The sequence below is a fragment of the Runella sp. genome (assembly GCF_965279615.1).
GTDB lineage: Bacteria > Bacteroidota > Bacteroidia > Cytophagales > Spirosomataceae > Runella.
The window spans coordinates 3,249,980-3,267,406 of sequence record NZ_OZ257252.1; the positions used below are offsets into that span (position 1 = coordinate 3,249,980).

The window sequence follows — 17,427 nt, forward strand, 5'->3', positions numbered from 1 at the left end:
CATGAACGTCTTTCGTATTGATTTACTACAAAGGTTGCACCTCTCCGAGGTAGTAGTTAGTCTATTTTCCGGCACATTAATTAACATTGTAACCGATTCGGAGATTCTCCCGAACCGATTACTTTTTAGAAAAGACTTTCCAAGTTTTAAAAACTTGGAAAGTCTCAATTTTCGGCAGACTATTGATACCCGGCGTTTTGCTTAAATTCCGTCTTATTCGTTACCGCATCCAGTTGCGTTTGCGGAATAGGACGTAATACATGGTAATCCTGCAAATTCACCGCATTATCAGGGGCATACGCACGAATGCGTTCCAGTAGTTTACCCGTCCGTTTCAGATCAAACCAACGGATCTGCTCTCCCGCCAATTCGCGGGCGCGTTCGTCCAAAATAAAATCAAGTGTCATGTCAGCAGCCTTTACCTGCATCGCGGCAGCCTTTCCGGCTTTGGCGGCGCGGGTACGCAAAACATTGATGTAATCGGCGGCAGCCTGATTGTTGCCTAATTTCATCTGCGCTTCGGCAGCAATCAAATAAACTTCGGCCAAACGAATCACAAACACATCACGGGCGCTTTGAGCTTCGTTCAGGCTGGCGCGGGTAGCGTCCATGAATTTTGAAAGCGTAGGATACCGAAGATTATCCTTTACCGTACCATTGGCATTGTATATTTTGCTGCGGTCGTAAGTCTGGTATTTGCGCGTAGCTTCGAACGCATCAGGAATTTCTTTTCGAGTACAAACAACGGCTGTGTCACCCAAACTCATCCCCGCCGGGCGAGAAGTGGAATTGGCCAACCAAGCCTGCATAAACGATCCGTCGTAGCGGTTGTCGTCGTCGCTGTATAAGTCCAGTAAGAAACGCGTAGGCATGTAGCGGTTGAAGGGGCGTCCGTTAACAATATCACGGATCATCCCGGGACGGTCGTCGTATTTCATCAAAAACAACAAATGTCCGCTGTTACTGCCCCGGCTGTGGCCGTAAGGGTTGAAGGTTGAGTTCACCAAGTCGTTCAACGCCAAGTTCACAGAGTAATCCACAACATAAATCGCTTCTTTGGTTTTCAGGTTGCTCATTTTCCAGAGATCGGCATAATTGGTTTCCAACTTATAGGTGTTGCTTGCCAATACCGCCTGCGCCATTTCCAAGGCTTCTTTGTTCATTCCTCTGGTCAAATACATACGCGCCAAAAAGGCCTGAGCTGCTCCTTTGGTCACCTTTCCGTATTGCGGCTGCGTCACGGGCAAATTGGTTGCCGCATATTTCAAGTCCTCAAAAATCTGATTGTAAATGGTTTCAACGGGTGTACGATTGGCCGTAGACACAATGCCGTTGGTTTCTTCGGTCGTAAAGTGTACACCTCCCCACGTTTCTACAATGTGCCAGTAGTAAAAGGCGCGCAGGAATCGCAACTCTCCTTCCCGAATCGGGCGCAGCGTAGCCGACAAACCTGCTTTGTCAATGCGGGCGATGCCGCCGTTGCACAAATTGACCGCTGCATAAAATTCGCGCCAAATGCTGGTCAAGGCACCGTTGCTGCCCTGAAGGTTCAGGTATTGGGTTAGGTCACGATATACTTCCCCGGCACCGCTTGTCCAAATATCGGTTCCCGTTTCGGCAATGTTGTATCCTTCTTCTTTGCCGTACCACCAACGTTGATAGGTATAAGCGGCATTGACCAATGTTTCAAATCCTTCGGGGGTTGTATAGACCGTTTCGGCGGTCAGGCCGCTGGGGTTGTATTCTTCCAGAACATTCTCGCATGAAGCAAAAGTGAGCAGGAACAATAGAAAAAATCCCGTTCTTTTAACAAAATATAAGTTCATGATACGTCAAAGTTTTGAGTTAGAAATTGGCATTCAAGCCGAACACGTAAAGCTTGGTCATCGGGAAGTTTTCCGAACCGCCCCGCTCCGGATCATAGTTCAGCTTGGTGAACGTTACCAGGTTTTTACCCGTCACATATACCCGAATGCTGCGAATCACTTTTGACCGCAATACGTTGGCAGGAATGTTGTACGCCAACGTCACGTTCCGAATACGGGCGTACGATCCGTTTTGGTAGCCCAGCGTAGAGAGATACTTCAAGCCTCCGTTTTTGTTCGGACGCGGATACGCATTGGTCGGATTCTCAGGCGTCCAATAATCCAAACCGGCTGTGCTGTTACCTACGGCCTGTGCATCAAAACGAGCATAACGATCTGAGTTGATCATTTGCCCCACGCGAGCATACAGGAAGAAATTCAGATCAAAGCCCTTGTATTTGATGGTGTTATCAAATCCACCGCTCCATTTAGGTCGCGGATTTCCCAAAATAACCCGATCATTGACCGCGTCTATTTTTCCATCTCCGTTTTGGTCTTTTACTTTGATCTCGCCCGGCAATTGGGTTGGAGAAAGTTTCGCAGCTTGGTCAGCTTCGGAAGTTTGCCAAATGCCCAGTTTTTCGTAATCGTAATACACGCTGATAGGGTAGCCGATGAACCAACCGTTACCGATGTCATTGCCGCCGGTCACCAATTCCGTGATCTCTTCTTTGTTTTTAGAAAATGTAAGGTTGCTGGTCCACGTAAAGTCAGAAGTACGGACATTGGTACTTCCCAATGAGACCTCCACGCCTCGGTTACGCGTTTTACCAATATTTTGCTTTACGGTAGTTACACCGGTCGTTGGAGGCAAACCTCTATCTAACAATAGATCAGAAGTGCGCGTGTCATAATAGTCGATGGAGGTATTGATACGACCGTTGAGCAACCCAAAATCCAGTCCAAGGTTTTTGGTATTTGACAATTCCCACCCCAATTCCGTATTTCCTACGTTACGGGAAAACGTATAGGCAGGAGCCGCTACTTCATCATAGCCAAAAGCCAAACGGGTCAGCGTTGTTTGGGTGGCGTAAGGGCCTGAGGGGTCGTTTCCGGCTACACCGTAACTTACCCGCAATTTCAGGTCACTCAAGCCTTTGATATTTTGCATGAATTTCTCTTCAATGATCCGCCACGCAAATGCTGCCGAGGGGAAGAACGTCCATTTGTTGCCCGGTGCCAATTTAGACGAACCGTCTTTCCGCGCGGTCAATGTCAACAAATAACGATCTCTGAATGTATAGTTTAACCGACCTGCGTACGAAACCAAACTGTTTTTGGAATATTCTGAATTAATCTTAATCTCTTCGGTAGCACTTCCCAGTGAATAAAACAGTTGTGAAGGCAATAACTGATTTACCCCTGAAGCCGATACGTTGTCGGAAGCATTGCCTACATAACTGGCAATTCCCGTAAGTGTAATCGCATGTTGTTCAACGTTTTTCTGGTACGTAAACACGTTTTCCCAGTTCACACTGCGGCCGTTGGAAGCGTTATAGGTAGCCAAAGATTTGCCCGTTAAAGAGCGATCAATGGATTTAGGGGATGAATAAGCCCCGTTCCGCGCCGAGCCTAAATTTACACCCACTGTACTTCTGATGGTTAATCCTTTGATGGGAGTCAATTCCAAATAGCCGTTGGTCAACACCCGCGTCGTGCGGATAGAATTAGTGAACACATTCGGTTGCTCATCTGCCAAGGGATTAGCCGTTTGGCCATCCAACATGAGGAAGTTAAAATTGCCGTTGGCGTCATACAACGAGCCAAGCGGACTGATCTTATTGGCCTGATTGAGCGGATCTCTGCGAACACTTTGATCGTAATAGGTGATCTGGCTTTGCAACCCTACTTTCATCCAATCGTTGAGGGTATAATCCACGTTCAAACGACCGGTATAACGTTTGATCTCATCCAGTTTCAAAATTCCTTTTTCGTTGTAATAGTCTACTGAAATATACGATTTGAGGCGATCCGTACCTGCACGTACGCCCACCTGATAGTCTTGTTGCAAACCGTTATGAATCAATTCGTCCTGATAATCAGTCCAAATTCCTTTCTGCAACGCATCATATTCTGCCACGTTTGTAAAAATGGAAGGATCATCAGCAGGGCTTTTCCAAATCCCGGCAGCGCGCCAGGCTTCGCGTTTCAAGTCACGAAATCCATTGATATCCATTGCTTTAGGATACATCGTCACTTGCGAAACACCCGAATAGGCATTGAAAGAAATATCAGGCTTTCCGGTTTTTCCTTTTTTAGTGGTGATCAGAATTACCCCGTTAGCGCCGCGTGAACCATAGATCGCAATGGAAGAAGCATCTTTCAACACATCCATGGTTTCGATGTCGTTGGCATTGATGTCTTCGAGGTTACTGTATTGAATACCGTCTACAATAATGAGGGGAGAATTGTTGCCACCAATGGAACGGTTTCCCCGAATCCTGATATTTACCCCGGCACCGGCCTGACCGCTGCTGCGGGTAATATCCGCGCCGGCAATTTTACCCTGCGCCGCTTCCAACACGTTGGCCGTAGGAACTTCTTTCAATTGTTCGCTCTTCAACTGAACTACCGAACCGGTCAGGTCTTTTTTACGGACCGCGCCATAGCCGATCACCACTACTTCGTCCAGTGCGTTCACGTCAGGAACCATTGAAACAGAGATCGAAGTTCGCTGTCCAACCGCCACATCCTGACTCTGATACCCCACGAAGGAAAACGTCAATGTAACATTATTGCCGTCCGGCAGGGCCAATTGAAAGGCTCCTTTTGCGTCGGTGGTAGCGCCGCGATTTGAGCCTTTGACAACCACATTCACGCCCGGCAAAGGCGCATTTTTCTCGTCAATCACTAAACCCGTTATTGTACGATCTATCGAAGAACCGGCAGGCTCAAGTGCCCCGGTTTGCTCCTCTTCTTCATTTTCGAGCACGATCTGCCCGCCTACCATTCGGTAGGTCAATTTGATGGGTTTCAGCAATTCGATCAGCGCTTCATTTAATGGTTTATCACTGATATTGACACTCACAAGTCGATCCGCTTTTATCGCTTTTGAGCTATAAACAATCCGAACGGCTGTTTGCTTTTCAATTTGTGTCAATACATTGCGAAGCCGTTGCCCTTCTACTTTCAGGGTAACGGGCCGACTCATTATTTCCTGAGAATGACCGTCGAAAGCAAACGAGATGCCTGCTCCTGCGATCATTAGGAAAAGTTGGATAATGGATAGATTCATAAGCCGCAAAAATGTTTTTGTGTGCCGACGATGCAGGCAGCTTATTAGTAAAGGTTTTGTTTTTTTCATACCTTTAATGGTTTTGTTAGATGGAAAATCGACAAAATAATCCTTCCTCTCGGGACACGATTCGCGGTCTGCCCGATCAGGTTGGCAATTCATTGGCGCCGGTTCGTGTTGGTAGCATGACCGGCGTCTTTTCAGTAAATAAGTGGCATTAAATGGGTTGGTGTCTTTTCATGAGAATTGAGGTTTAGTGAAGGTTATCGGTTTACTATTGATACTTATTCGTTACAGCCTTTCCCACTGATCAAAATGGTCATTCCCTGTACTTCATACTTTGATTTCAGCGCCGCACAGATGATCTCCAACTGCGTATACAAGGGTTGACCGGTCAGATCTGCGGTCAACGGGCAATTATTTTGTTGCTCGTTTTCAACTTCGATGGCAATACCATACGCCTGTTCGAGTCGTTCCAACACTTCTGATAAGGGAGCGTCGTCAAACCGAAAAGTCAGTTCCTGTTTATCGACTTCGGGCGTTTGAAGAATCACCGGTTTTTCAACGAGTCCCGTTACAAAGTGTTTCTCTTCATCAAAGTAAGTAACTGCCTGATTCGGATTGAGTATCACACCGTTAGTGGCGGTCTGCTTTTCTTTGGATTGCTGATAAACGGCCACTCGCCCCGTTACTACTTCCACCCGAACTTCCTGGGTAGCAGCCTCTGTGCGAATGAAAAAACTGGTGCCCAATACTTTCGTTACGACCTCTCCTACATGCACATAAAAAGGGCGGGAAGGCATCTTTTGAACAGAGAAAAAGGCATCGCCACTCAGGTATACAACCCGTTTGTCAGAAGAAAAACGTTGGGGATACTTTATTGAGCTATGAGGTTCCAGTCGCACCTCACTTCCATCTTCCAAACGGATAAGTTGTGACTTGGCATCCGTATTTGTACGCTCGATCCAATCCGAAGCCGTTGGGGTAACCAACGAATTCAGAGACCATGTATCCTCCATCAATTGCTGCGTAAAAAACCAACCTCCGAGCAAAAGTACCGCGGCGGCAATTCCTGCCCAACGATAAATCAATGACCTTAACGGCCGGATTCGTTGCGGTGAGGTCGGCTCTTCAGTCTCCATATTAGACTGAATATGATTCCAGAGGCGAGCCTCCAGTTCATCCATATCAATGTTTTGTCCTGATTCGCCTGTTTCAGCTTCCAGCAGCCCATACCAATGCTCGACAAAGGTTTTTTCTTCCGGAGTACATTCTCCCCGAAGGTATTTCTGTAAGAGTTGACCGAAACTCTTTCTGCTCATAGCTTTATTGCGTGGTTTACATTGTATAAGTCAGGCAATGGGGCAAACAACCGCAAATGCTTTTACTTTTTATACAAAAAATACAACGAACGTGGCAAATAAATCTAAAAATTCTTTGTAAAATCCTATGAGAAGAAAACAATAAAAATGCTTGGCAGAAGATAATTGCGCAGGTAGATACGCAGGGATTTGATGGCTTGACTAAGGTGGTACTCAACCGTTCTTTCAGGAACTTTCAAGGTAGTTGATATTTCTTTGACCGATTGGTATTCCAACCGATTCATTCGGAAAATTCGACGTGTTTTTTCGGGAAGATCGTTTAATTGCTGTTCTACGGCGTTCATCAGTTCATCCAACTCCATTTGCTCATCGGTCGAGGAAGATGCCTCGCTGAAATGAACATAGGCATAGTCAGCATAGCGTTCCCGAATCATTACCGATTTAATATGGTTGATGGCAGCGTACCTGACCGAAGACAAAAGATAAGCCTCCAGGCAATCAACCTGTAAGGAATTTCGGCGCTCCCATAATCGGAGAAAAATATCCTGTATGATTTCTTCCACCACATCCGGCGACTGAATCTTACGGACAGCAATACTATACAGTCTCTTCCAGTAACGCTGATAAATCTCTCGAAACGCCTTGTCATCTCCGGTTCGCAGGTAGATGAGCAGCATTTCGTCGGATAAAGATTTATAATTCACAGCAGAAAAGGATAGATTGTTAACACTCGGAAAAGTAGCCGCAATTGGAACAGCATTACATTGTATGTCGAAAATCCCCCTATTTATTGAACTTAACAAACAAAATATTGTCTTTTTTTATGCAATCGTTGCCGGGAACGTTGCCAATCTCATAAAATAATCTAACAAATACTTCAATATCTTCAACAAAAGGCGGCGTTGACTTTATCTGTGCTGTATGTCCTTCGGCACGCTTACACAGGTGTTTTAGCGGATATTACAAAAAAAGTCTTCTTTCTCACTTACCTTTTGCTTTCTCATCGGATAAAGAAATATCCAATCAAAAAAGCAATTAAGACGATGAGAACACTAACTACGCTACTCTTTGCTTCAGCATTACTTGTTGCAGTAACAACCTGCTCATTTGCACAAACAACCTATAACCCCTCCTGCTACTCCAACGCCCACGGATGGACGGTTACTAAAGTAGAACGCTATGATAATCGTACGTTGGTATACCTCAGCGTTTATTCTCACACGGAAGAAAAATTCTTCTTTCATCCAACTATGTACATCGAAAATTATGACAATCTATACGACCGCAAGCTGAATATAAGATCAGTATACAATAACCGTTTGGATACATGGTACACCATCCCCTCTAAAACTCAATATGATTTTGTGCTTGAATTCCCGCCCATACCCGGTCATTGGTCCAACATAAACCTGAAAGAGCCGGCGTCTACTCAAGGATATACTTCGTGGTACTGGACTTACATTTCATTAAATGAGCCTTCCACGAATCGATTGAAAATAGACAACTTTTTTCTTCATTATGGCATAGGCTTTCTGGCAGGAGCCGCCCACCCGTTTGACACTTACCAAAAATGTGTCTATACTATTGACTACAATCAAATTATCCTGACAATCTACTACAACGGCGGATATCACACCAAACTAACTATTCGGAAAAAAGATGGTTTTCTGACGTTTACAAGAAGTGACACAACAGACAATAATTGCGATTTATGCAGTCCCTTTTTAAGTGTATATCTCCTGAAACAGGCTGCCATGAACCAAGATAATTTTAACCAACATCAATCCGCATTTCAACAACACCTCGGAAAGCTGATAAATGACATGAATGGATATGATGTAGCATCGTTTATATTAACTCTGATGTGGTTGGGGCAAAGCTAAAAGAAAGAATAGTTGGCAGAAACAATCTGACAGGGAAAAAAGTATCTTTGCCTAACTATCATTTCTCACGTTAGAATGGCAAAACGCATTACCTTTTCCAGCCAATCCGAACTGTTTGAAGCACTTACAAGCAACGACCAAAGGCAACAAAATCGCGGATTTGACTACATATATGATGAAATCTACGGCTCTTTTCGGCAATGGGTTTATACAGTAAACAAAGGCTCAGAAGATGATGCCAAAGACGCTTTTCAAACCGGTTTACTCAGTTTTGTCCTTGATCTTCGAGCAGGGAAATCCCAACTACGGGATACTATTAAAATAACTACCGAGATCTTTAGAAATTGCAAAGGAGATTACCTCAATTTTATTAACTCCGCAGACTATCAAAAAAAGACAAGTTTACCTACAAATCTTGAGGTTGTTGATACAATAAATAATCAACAAAAAAATATTGAAGAAAACGAAACGAAAGAAACGCTGCAACAGGCACTTGATAAGTTGGATGGCAAATGCCGAACGGTACTTCATATGTTTTACATAGAAGGATTATCTCTTCAGGAAATAGCTGAAAAACTGACTATGACAGTCAATGCCGTTAAGCAAAAACGATACGAGTGTACTCAAAAATTGAAAGATATTTTTGCCGGTATTTCTAAAAAACTGTAAAAGATGGATTTAACAATTGAAGAATTTGAACGCTTGGAAGCATATCTGCAAGGGTATCTTACGGAGGATAAACGGAAAGAATACGAGGCTGAAATAGCAAAAAACCCGGCCTTAAAACAGGAAATTGAAACTCAAAAACAGCTATTCTCCGGATTTAAAGCCTTGAAAGCAGACTTCGAACAGCAACAGCGCTTGACAGCGGAATCATCTGCTCTAAAAGAGCAAATCAATGCTGCGCATCAACGCTACCTTGAGCAAGAGGAGAAAGAAGTTAAAGTTATTCCACTAACTCCAAAAAAGCCTTTCAGCTATACCCAATGGGCGACAGCGGCCTCGGTGGTTTTGGTGCTTGGTTTCGGATGGTTTTATCGGGCTCAGTATTATATCCCTTCCGATGCCCGAGCCATGACCGACCGGGAGCTTTCTTACAAGGATTTTGCCCTTAAACTTCCTCCCAACCCTACACCAACGGATATGATCAGAAATAAACAAAAAGTACTTTGGTTTGTAGCAATGGCTAAGTTAGAGAGTAAGCACAAAAAACAGGCAAAGGAGATATTGACCAAGATCGCAGCGACCAACGGGCATCCTTATCAGGAAAAAGCCAAAACCATGCTTGAAAAATTGTAAGTTACCGAACAAGCGAAAGCACCAAATTATCCGAAAACTTACCCGAAAACACGGGCGCCTGACCATTGGAAGTGCTCTTTTTTAACCTTGGGGCCATGTAAGTATACAACTCTTTGATCGTAACCATCCGGTCTTTGTTAAAATCAGCATAACCACGCAGACCCGTAAGCAGAAAATAGGTAAAAACACCGCCATTCACCTGTGAAGCTTCAATGGATTGCTGCGTAGAGCGAGAAGAAAGGATCATTGCTACGTTTAGTCCTTCGGAATTATCGCGGGTCTTTTTGTAGCGCTGAATTGCTTTCTTAGGTTTCATGCTTCCTGAAAAACAGGCATCTGCAATAACGAGTTTGGTAGACGCAACTGATTCTTTAAAAGCCGCTTTGATCTCGGCATGCGTAAGCAAACTCGCGTAACTGTTTTGTTTTACATCGTAGGGTACGAAAGCATTTTCGGCACCATGTCCCGAAAAATAAAAAATGATACGATCAGTAGCAGAGGCTTTTTGAAAAATACGCATGGCCGTAAAAATAGCCGATTGAGAAGCCATCTGATTGGTCAACAATATTATATTTTGGGAAGGCACACGCCCTCCGGCGTCTGATTTCAAAAAAGCGACAAAACGCCTCGCATCCTCATCGGCATAGCGCAGATCGCCCGTCCGATAATCCAGGATTTTATAGTCAGATATCCCTATGACGACGGCATAGGTTGTTTGCGCTGAAAGTTTTGAGACAAATAAGGTAAGTAAGAAAATAGGAAGCAGTTTCATTTTTTAAGTTTCATCGGATATATATCCTTCGGTTTATCGTTTATAAATTCACCTGCATAAAGTAGTGTGCCTTTAGCATCATAACATTTTCCTTTGCCGGACTTTAAACCTCTGTAGAACTCGCCGGTATAGGTGACACAATCCGGACAATTAACAATATGCGTACCGGTAGGAATGGTAAGGGTACCTTCGCCATCATAAAAACCATTCCTGAAATTACCTTCAAACTTTCTCCCATCCTGATACTCCCACACGCCGTGGCCTTTGGCTACAAAGTTTTCCATATCATATCCTCCCTTATATACTGTTTTGTCAGGGTATGTAACAACCGCCGGGCCGGTTATTTTAAATATACTGCCATCAAAATCAGCTTCAATCCTGGGGCCTTTAAGCACTTCGAAAACACCTTTACCTTTTACTTTTCCTTCTTCTAAGACTCCCTCAAACTTATTGCCATTGGTAAAATGGTATCTTATCGGCCCTTGCAGGTTTCCATCTTCGTTCAATCGGCCTATCATATAACCATTCATTAGTTGTCGGTTAATCACTTTCACCTCCCCTTGAAACACCATATTTATTGTGTACCCTTCCATTTTTCCATTTTTTGTAACAACGATTGTTTTTCCTTTTAACTCACCCTCTTCTGATTGAATCTCAAAACGTACCTGTCCTTCTGAAGTTGTATAGTATAAAAATTGAGTTCCGGCCATTTTTCCTTCTTTGTAAGACAGAACAAATTGCTTTTCAGGGCTATACACTTTTTGAATCCCATCCGGTTTTCCGGATTTTGCAAATAATTCAAATCGTATGCCTGCCTTTTCATTGCTGCCTTTCGCAATTCCTTCCGGTTTACCATTAATATAAGCACCCGTTAATTTCAATCCATCCGGACTTTCTGCTTCAAAGAGGCCATATTTTTGTCCATTCAGCCATTTCCCTTTTTCCCACCCCTTCGTTTTATCGTAAACAGTATAGGTTGCGGTTCCTTCTCCGTGCGGTTGCCCGTTCAAAATCCAGCCGGTATAATCAAACTTATCATCCTCATCATCAATGAGTCCTTTCAGCGCTCCCTGATAAGGTTTTCGGTTTAGTACCGGGCTTTTTACCTTTTGAAGCCGGGCTTTTTCTTTTCTATTCTCCTTTCTCCGTTTTTCGTTCTCCTTTAACATCGCCAGTTTTTTCTCACAGTCGTCGTCTTTTCGTATACTCAGGGCCAATTCATACCCTTTCCTGGCCCGTTCATAGTCTTTCATGAATAGAGCCAAATCCGCTTGTAGCATGACATTGGCGAAATCATCAGCATGAGCAAAAGGCGAGAATAGTAAGGCGAGAAAAAAGAACAGAAATTGGTTGAGTTTCATCGGTAGGTATCGGCAAGTTTTACGTAGTTGTCACTGGTGCGGTGATCATTATCGAATTCATATTTTCTGATACTGTCTGCTTTAGTAAGTAAAGCTTTTCTTATGCTGAAATTAATGGTTGGCCATAATTCAAAAGCAGGGCGGAAATAACGTCTATTTACTTCTTCCTTCGATAGGTAGTCCAATTGTTTCTTTCCTTCTAAAAACAACGAATCCGCTTTTCTGAAATTCTGTTCTGCTTCGCGCCTTATTGCTTCTTGCCGCTTAAAATCGTCCTCTTTGGCTTTTCGTGCATTTTCCGAATAAATATAGTATCCTCCCGAAGTAGCCATAACCAATAAAATGGCGATCAAAATAATTTTATTATAATTCTGAGAGACCGGCAACCGATCACTAATCGGGGCAACGACTGCTACCGGAGGCGTTGCGTCATCGGTGGGTTCTTCCGCCTCTACTTCATCGGTGGGCAATTCCGGTTCCGGCTCTGCCTTAGCTTCTGCCTCTTCACATGCTTTAATACCGGCCAAAGCAGCGGTATTAGCAGGTTGTAATGCAGCCACTTTTTCAAATTGGCGCTTAGCATCTGAGAAACTTTCAGCTTTTAGCAATTTATTACCAACCTCTAACGAAGCCTGTATCTCTTTCGCTTTTTTGAGCAACGCCTCACATTTTTCCAACCCATGTTTAGCTTCTGTGTTGTCAGGATCAAGCGTTAGGACTGCTTCAAATGCTTTTTTGGCAGAATCCAATTCATCATTTTCCAAAAATGAGCGGGCTTCCGATAGATTTCGCGCAACCTCTTTCTCGCGTTCTATCAATAACTCACACTTCTCTTTCAGCTTTTGGGCTTCTTTGAGCTGAGGACGGAGCTTGAGGAGTTCACGGGCAGCAGCCAATGCCGTTTTATGGTCTCCTTGGACTAACCATTTTTCAATGGCTTTCAGTTTGGATTCTATTTCGTCCACAATATCAATCAACTCCCTTGCTGATTGAACCCGTTGTTTATAGTCTCTGACCAAGCAAAGTCGCAACATCTGTTGATACTTTTCGGGTTGGTCAGCTACCTGAGCAAAAACCTCCTCTAAATCTTTGTTCATAATTTGATTCTCCACCTCCCGGCGAGACGAATCGGCTTCTTCCTGATTTTGGTAATAAAAAGGCAATTTTCCATTGGTTAATATCTTAAACAGCATAACCCCAAAAGCCCATAAATCCAACGAGGCGTTGTATTTAGCCCCTACTTTAAACTGCTCGGGAGCCTTGTAATAGATCGTTCCAACGGTGGTCGAAATACCCTGCGAGTGTTGCTCACCCTGATCTCCCTTAAGCAGGGTCTTCGCTATTCCAAAATCAGTTAATAACGGCGTATAATTCGCATTGTATTCGGCAATAAGAATGTTAGCGGGTTTCAAATCACGATGCACATAGTAGACAATTTTTCCTTTATCGTTTTTGAATCCTTCATGCAGAAACGCCAGTCCTTCCAAGACTCCTTTCAGAATACTGTCTAAATGCAGTGCTTTAATAGCGTCTCGGTCTTTATGCCTGAAAAAAAGCTCATCCAGATTACCGGCAGGATAATATTGCATAATAGCCACATCATAGTCGTCGCCTTCGGTATCTACCCGAAATCCATCCAAATAACGAGCAATATTCTTACGGGTCGGAATAGGTTTACCCATTTCCACTTCGAGCAAGAGGTCTTTATCCGTAAGGGCTCGTTTAATGGCTACTTCCTGATTTTGAAGCTTATCATATCCTTTGTAAACTTTTCCAAAACCACCTACTCCCAGCAAGCCCCCTTCTTTTGTCTTTGCTTTAAAATTTACATCATAACGTTCTTTAAAAGCTTCGTAGGTAATGATTGTAATGTTTAGGTTTTCCATAAGTCAGTCATTAATCAGTCAGTATTTTTGACTTGTACGGCATTGGTTATCATTAAATAAAAGGAGTAAAAATAATGACAATACCCTCAATTTTGGATGTTTTGGGATAACATATTAATTCTATGGGCAGTCTTTTATACATTGGCCCTGTTTATTGATGTAAAAAATTTGACCGCTTTTTTTTACCGGAACACTCCCATTTGTGAAGCCTCCGTATAGTATTACGGCATCAAATTCAAAAGGAATAATGACTCGATTTGTTTTATCTATGAATCCGAACTTGCCATTTTTTTTCGCTGCTACCAATCCTTCCTGAAACCTTTCCGCAGCCTCATATTCAAAAGGAATAATGACCCGGCTTGTTTTATCTATGAATCCGAACTTGCCATTTTTACTGACCCGTACCAAGCCTTCGCTAAAGTCAGGTATCCACTCATCATATTCAAAAGGAACAATGGCTCGATTTGTTTTATCTATGAATCCGAATTTTCCATTTTTTTTTACTTTTGATAATCCTTCATTGAAACCGAATGCAGACTCATATTCAAAAGCAATAATAACCCGGTTCATTTTATCAATAAAACCCCATTTACCATTTTTTTTCACTGCTGCCAAGCCATCTTCGAACCCGTGCGTATGATCATATACAAAAGGGATAATGACTCGGTTTGTTTTATCTATAATACCCCATTTACCATTTCGTACTTTTACTCTTAAATCATCATCAGCAATTTTCCTGACAACGTCTTTTTTATTTTTATCTACTTCTAGCTTCTTTTCCTGCGCGAAAGCATTCTCTTCTTTGCACTTTTCAATTTGCTGCAAGCAATAATCATCGCGTTTTACTTTATTGGCTATCGTGTATTGTTTTATGGCGCACTCATAATCTTTCTTACCAAAACAATCATCTGCCAATTTCTTGTGGCGGAGAAAGTCAGCATTGAGTTGGGCAAAGGATTGACTTATAAACCATAATAAATTCAAAGCAATGAGAGATATTTTCAGAATATACTTTTTCATGAATAAAAGTAATTTAGTTGTTTTCATCAGCCTTACTTCTCTAATCTTTAAAACTTGTTTTAACTTTCTCACTACCCTTTTATACAATACAAGATTCGAGATGTCTATGAATAAGTTAATGTCCGGTATGCACACCGGCTGCCATTAAAATCTACCACATAAACCATCGGCGGAACAACGAACTCTTTTTTTCAGTAACAGGCACTTCGGCATTTTCCGGCTGTTCATTCACCAACGATTGATATGTTTTGTCTTCTTCTCCGGAAACTTGTACCAACATAGCCGTATAATTATCTTTGGTCTTGTCTTTGCAGTGGGCCAGCAAGCTATTGATTTTAACTTCGTTGGCTTGCTCTTTGGCTAAAATCCCTGTCAAAATATCGTCTGTGATCTGCTCCAAAACTCCATCAGTACACAAAAAGAAATAATCGTTTTTTTGTAAATCGGTTATTTGGTGGACAACGGCTTTATCGACTTTTTGAGTGGTTTCCTCTTCCGCTACAATCGTTCGCACAGATATCGAATGACTCAATCGATTTCGCCACGGATGAGTCATGGCTTGCTCAGCCGTAATGATTCCATCTTCAACCATGTCCAATACCTGTTTATGGTCTTTGGTTCTGTAGAGAATTTCACCCCCACGAACATGATATACACGACTATCTCCGATATGAGCAATCGTGGCTTCGTTGGCGCTCAGATGCAACAATGTAAGTGTACTGCCCATGCGACTGATCAGGGAATTTTCGTCCATGTAATCCGCCAAATTCATAAAGGCCGATTCTACGGCTTTTTGAATGTAGGCATCGGTGATTTTATCCGTCGGATTTTCAACAAAATATGTTTCTACCGATTGGGCCGTAATTCGACTGGCTTCTTCGCCTTTGTCCAAACCACCCATGCCATCACAAACAATGAACAGCTTGGTTTTGGTATCGGGCTTTATCGGTAGGTAATAATCTTCATTGTTTTGGCGTTGGCCTACTTCTGAGAAAAAAAGCGGTTGAAAAATAGTTATTGCCATCGTAGTATTATTCGGTCGTTTCTCCGTCTTCTTTCTTTGCAATGATTTTGTAGTTTTCCAATAGTTGTTCAGGGATAACGTATTGCTCTACCCGAAAGGAATCTTCTCCACCCAGATTGATCGTGTCTTGATCCTGAAGATAGATCTCTTCCTCCGGTTCAATCTTTTTGCCTTTATAAAAAGTAAAATTAAGGCTGTTTTTGTATTGGCCTGTGTCCTGTTCAGCGGCTCCATCCCTGAGTAAATACAGAAGTTGGCCATTTCGTTTGTCGAAACTTACCGTTAGGGTGCAATGCCGTCGGCTGACAAAGCATTTACCATTATGAACGGCCCGTTTGATTTGAATATCAGCCATTTGACCCACGCCGATCACATTAGTACCCGGTCGTAGCAAGTATTTTTCAGCCGGTGCATTGCTGTTGATCAATGCACCGTAATGGATCAAACTACCCATTATATTTTCATCGTACGTGGCGATGGTAAGTTGATTCACATGGCCGCAGAATTTGCATTTAAAGGAGCCTGACTCGAATTGCGATGCTTTAACAAAATCCGGTTTTAAGCATTTTTCGCAGGCTACGCTCTCATTTTTAAATTTTTGCATTGGTCTAAGATTTAACCGAATCATTATTGCACCATATCGTCTACGTTGTCATCGTGGCTGTAATCGTCCGATTCCTTCGTTTCTTCCTGCAAAGCGATCTCTTCTTCGGTATTGGTTTCATCGACGCTGTCCACCGCCATCGAATCAACGGTGATCGCTGTTGTATCGACTTGTATAGTCGACTCCTCCTCTAAGGCAATTTGCTGATTGATCTCGTCAATGTCAGCCATTGAAACTTCGAAGTTGTCGTTAAAAGGAGTCACTTTAATAGGCTCCATCGTGGCATTGTCAAACAGAATACCCGTATCTATGTCATTGTCGCCCTTTTCGTCGAGCATCACTATTGTCTGTCCGTCTTCCTCATCCGTTGTTACGATCACATCTGCCATGCCATCATGATCAGTATCAAACACATAGGTAAGTTTTCCGTCAATATAGGTTACTTTGACATTGTCATAGTCAAGTTCTTCCGGCTCTTGCTCTTGTTCCTTGCTCTCGGTCTCGGTTTTCACTTCCGGTTTAAAGCCAATATCGCTGAGAAATTCCTGTTTGGTTTCCAACGGAAGTTTGGTCCATTCATCTTTAATAAATGTGTTATACGTATTGCCATGCCAGTTAAAAATTCCGCCCGGGCCTACTTCCTCGCGAGCCGTTGAAAATGCCTCGCTAAATGGCATTTCATCATTGATCGTATGGGCGATTTGGACCTCTTCACCCGGACAGATCGTTCCCCCCTGCACAGCCTGTAGTTGTCCCACCTGGGGCGGGGCACTTACCGTCGTACTGTCGTTGCCTGACATATTATTGCTCGACAGTTGGTTCAACACGGCAGAGCTGTCCGGGTTGGGAAGTTGGGGGACTTTGGGTTCAATAGGAGTACCTTCCAATTGATCTATCGCTACAAAAGCGGTTCCGCCCAGAAGCACGGTCCCAACAATAGCGGCGGCTTTTTGTTTATCATTGAGTTGAAAGCCCTTTTTTACGGGCGCTTCGTTGGTCTCTTCTTTTGCTTTGCGTACACTTTCATTCAGATCAGTTCCTTCTTGCGGGATGTTTACGTCAGTTGCCATTTTAGTGTTTATTTTTGTTTTAAAGATTTCATTTAACTCTTAATCCGACGAAACTCAAAAAGGTAAGTGCTCTTTTACGTTTTTTT

At 43.1% G+C, this 17,427-nt stretch carries 14 protein-coding genes; 3 read left to right on the top strand and 11 right to left on the bottom strand.

The window, feature by feature from the left end; genetic code table 11:
• Window positions 1-179: 179 nt before the first annotated feature.
• The 4 genes from ACQY73_RS13870 to ACQY73_RS13885 all read right to left on the bottom strand — a co-directional run bounded on the left by ACQY73_RS13870 (window position 180) and on the right by ACQY73_RS13885 (window position 7,126).
• Window positions 180-1,826 (bottom strand): RagB/SusD family nutrient uptake outer membrane protein, encoded by a 1,647-nt coding sequence (locus tag ACQY73_RS13870; protein ID WP_428667024.1) that lies wholly within the window; start codon window positions 1,824-1,826, stop codon window positions 180-182.
• Between the two features lie 19 nt (window positions 1,827-1,845).
• Complete coding sequence (locus ACQY73_RS13875) at window positions 1,846-5,100, bottom strand: TonB-dependent receptor (RefSeq protein WP_428667027.1); 3,255 nt, start codon at window positions 5,098-5,100, stop codon at window positions 1,846-1,848.
• A gap of 284 nt (window positions 5,101-5,384) precedes the next feature.
• Entirely contained in the window at window positions 5,385-6,422 is a 1,038-nt protein-coding gene (locus tag ACQY73_RS13880) for a FecR family protein (RefSeq protein ID WP_428667029.1), read from the bottom strand.
• Window positions 6,423-6,547: 125 nt separating this feature from the next.
• Complete coding sequence (locus tag ACQY73_RS13885) at window positions 6,548-7,126, bottom strand: RNA polymerase sigma-70 factor (RefSeq protein WP_428667031.1); 579 nt, start codon at window positions 7,124-7,126, stop codon at window positions 6,548-6,550.
• 339 nt (window positions 7,127-7,465) lie between these two features.
• Between ACQY73_RS13885 and ACQY73_RS13890 the strand changes: the two genes are divergently transcribed.
• From ACQY73_RS13890 to ACQY73_RS13900, 3 genes are all read left to right on the top strand, one after another.
• Window positions 7,466-8,305, top strand: a complete 840-nt coding sequence (locus ACQY73_RS13890; RefSeq protein ID WP_428667033.1) for a hypothetical protein — start codon at window positions 7,466-7,468, stop codon at window positions 8,303-8,305.
• A gap of 75 nt (window positions 8,306-8,380) precedes the next feature.
• A complete protein-coding gene (locus ACQY73_RS13895) occupies window positions 8,381-8,974 on the top strand; it encodes an RNA polymerase sigma factor (protein WP_428667035.1) in 594 nt (197 codons plus the stop codon).
• Window positions 8,975-8,977: 3 nt separating this feature from the next.
• Complete coding sequence (locus tag ACQY73_RS13900; protein WP_428667037.1) at window positions 8,978-9,604, top strand: hypothetical protein; 627 nt, start codon at window positions 8,978-8,980, stop codon at window positions 9,602-9,604.
• 1 nt (window position 9,605) lies between these two features.
• Here ACQY73_RS13900 and ACQY73_RS13905 read toward each other — a convergent pair whose 3' ends face one another.
• From ACQY73_RS13905 to ACQY73_RS13935, 7 genes are all read right to left on the bottom strand, one after another.
• The gene (locus ACQY73_RS13905; RefSeq protein WP_428667039.1) at window positions 9,606-10,376 is read right to left on the bottom strand and encodes a caspase family protein; all 771 of its coding nucleotides are present in this window, start codon (window positions 10,374-10,376) and stop codon (window positions 9,606-9,608) included.
• Window positions 10,373-11,737, bottom strand: a complete 1,365-nt coding sequence (locus tag ACQY73_RS13910) for a hypothetical protein (RefSeq protein WP_428667041.1) — start codon at window positions 11,735-11,737, stop codon at window positions 10,373-10,375. The genes ACQY73_RS13905 and ACQY73_RS13910 overlap by 4 nt, the downstream gene beginning before the upstream one ends.
• Window positions 11,734-13,623 (bottom strand): protein kinase domain-containing protein, encoded by a 1,890-nt coding sequence (locus tag ACQY73_RS13915; RefSeq protein ID WP_428667043.1) that lies wholly within the window; start codon window positions 13,621-13,623, stop codon window positions 11,734-11,736. The genes ACQY73_RS13910 and ACQY73_RS13915 overlap by 4 nt, the downstream gene beginning before the upstream one ends.
• A 120-nt stretch (window positions 13,624-13,743) precedes the next feature.
• Entirely contained in the window at window positions 13,744-14,643 is a 900-nt protein-coding gene (locus tag ACQY73_RS13920) for a WG repeat-containing protein (RefSeq protein WP_428667045.1), read from the bottom strand.
• Between the two features lie 151 nt (window positions 14,644-14,794).
• A complete protein-coding gene (locus ACQY73_RS13925; RefSeq protein ID WP_428667047.1) occupies window positions 14,795-15,667 on the bottom strand; it encodes a PP2C family protein-serine/threonine phosphatase in 873 nt (290 codons plus the stop codon).
• Between the two features lie 7 nt (window positions 15,668-15,674).
• Complete coding sequence (locus tag ACQY73_RS13930; protein ID WP_428667049.1) at window positions 15,675-16,271, bottom strand: FHA domain-containing protein; 597 nt, start codon at window positions 16,269-16,271, stop codon at window positions 15,675-15,677.
• Window positions 16,272-16,294: 23 nt separating this feature from the next.
• Window positions 16,295-17,341 carry a hypothetical protein gene (locus ACQY73_RS13935; protein WP_428667051.1) on the bottom strand — a complete coding sequence of 349 codons (1,047 nt, stop codon included), beginning with the start codon at window positions 17,339-17,341 and terminating at the stop codon, window positions 16,295-16,297.
• Between the last annotated feature and the right edge of the window lie 86 nt (window positions 17,342-17,427).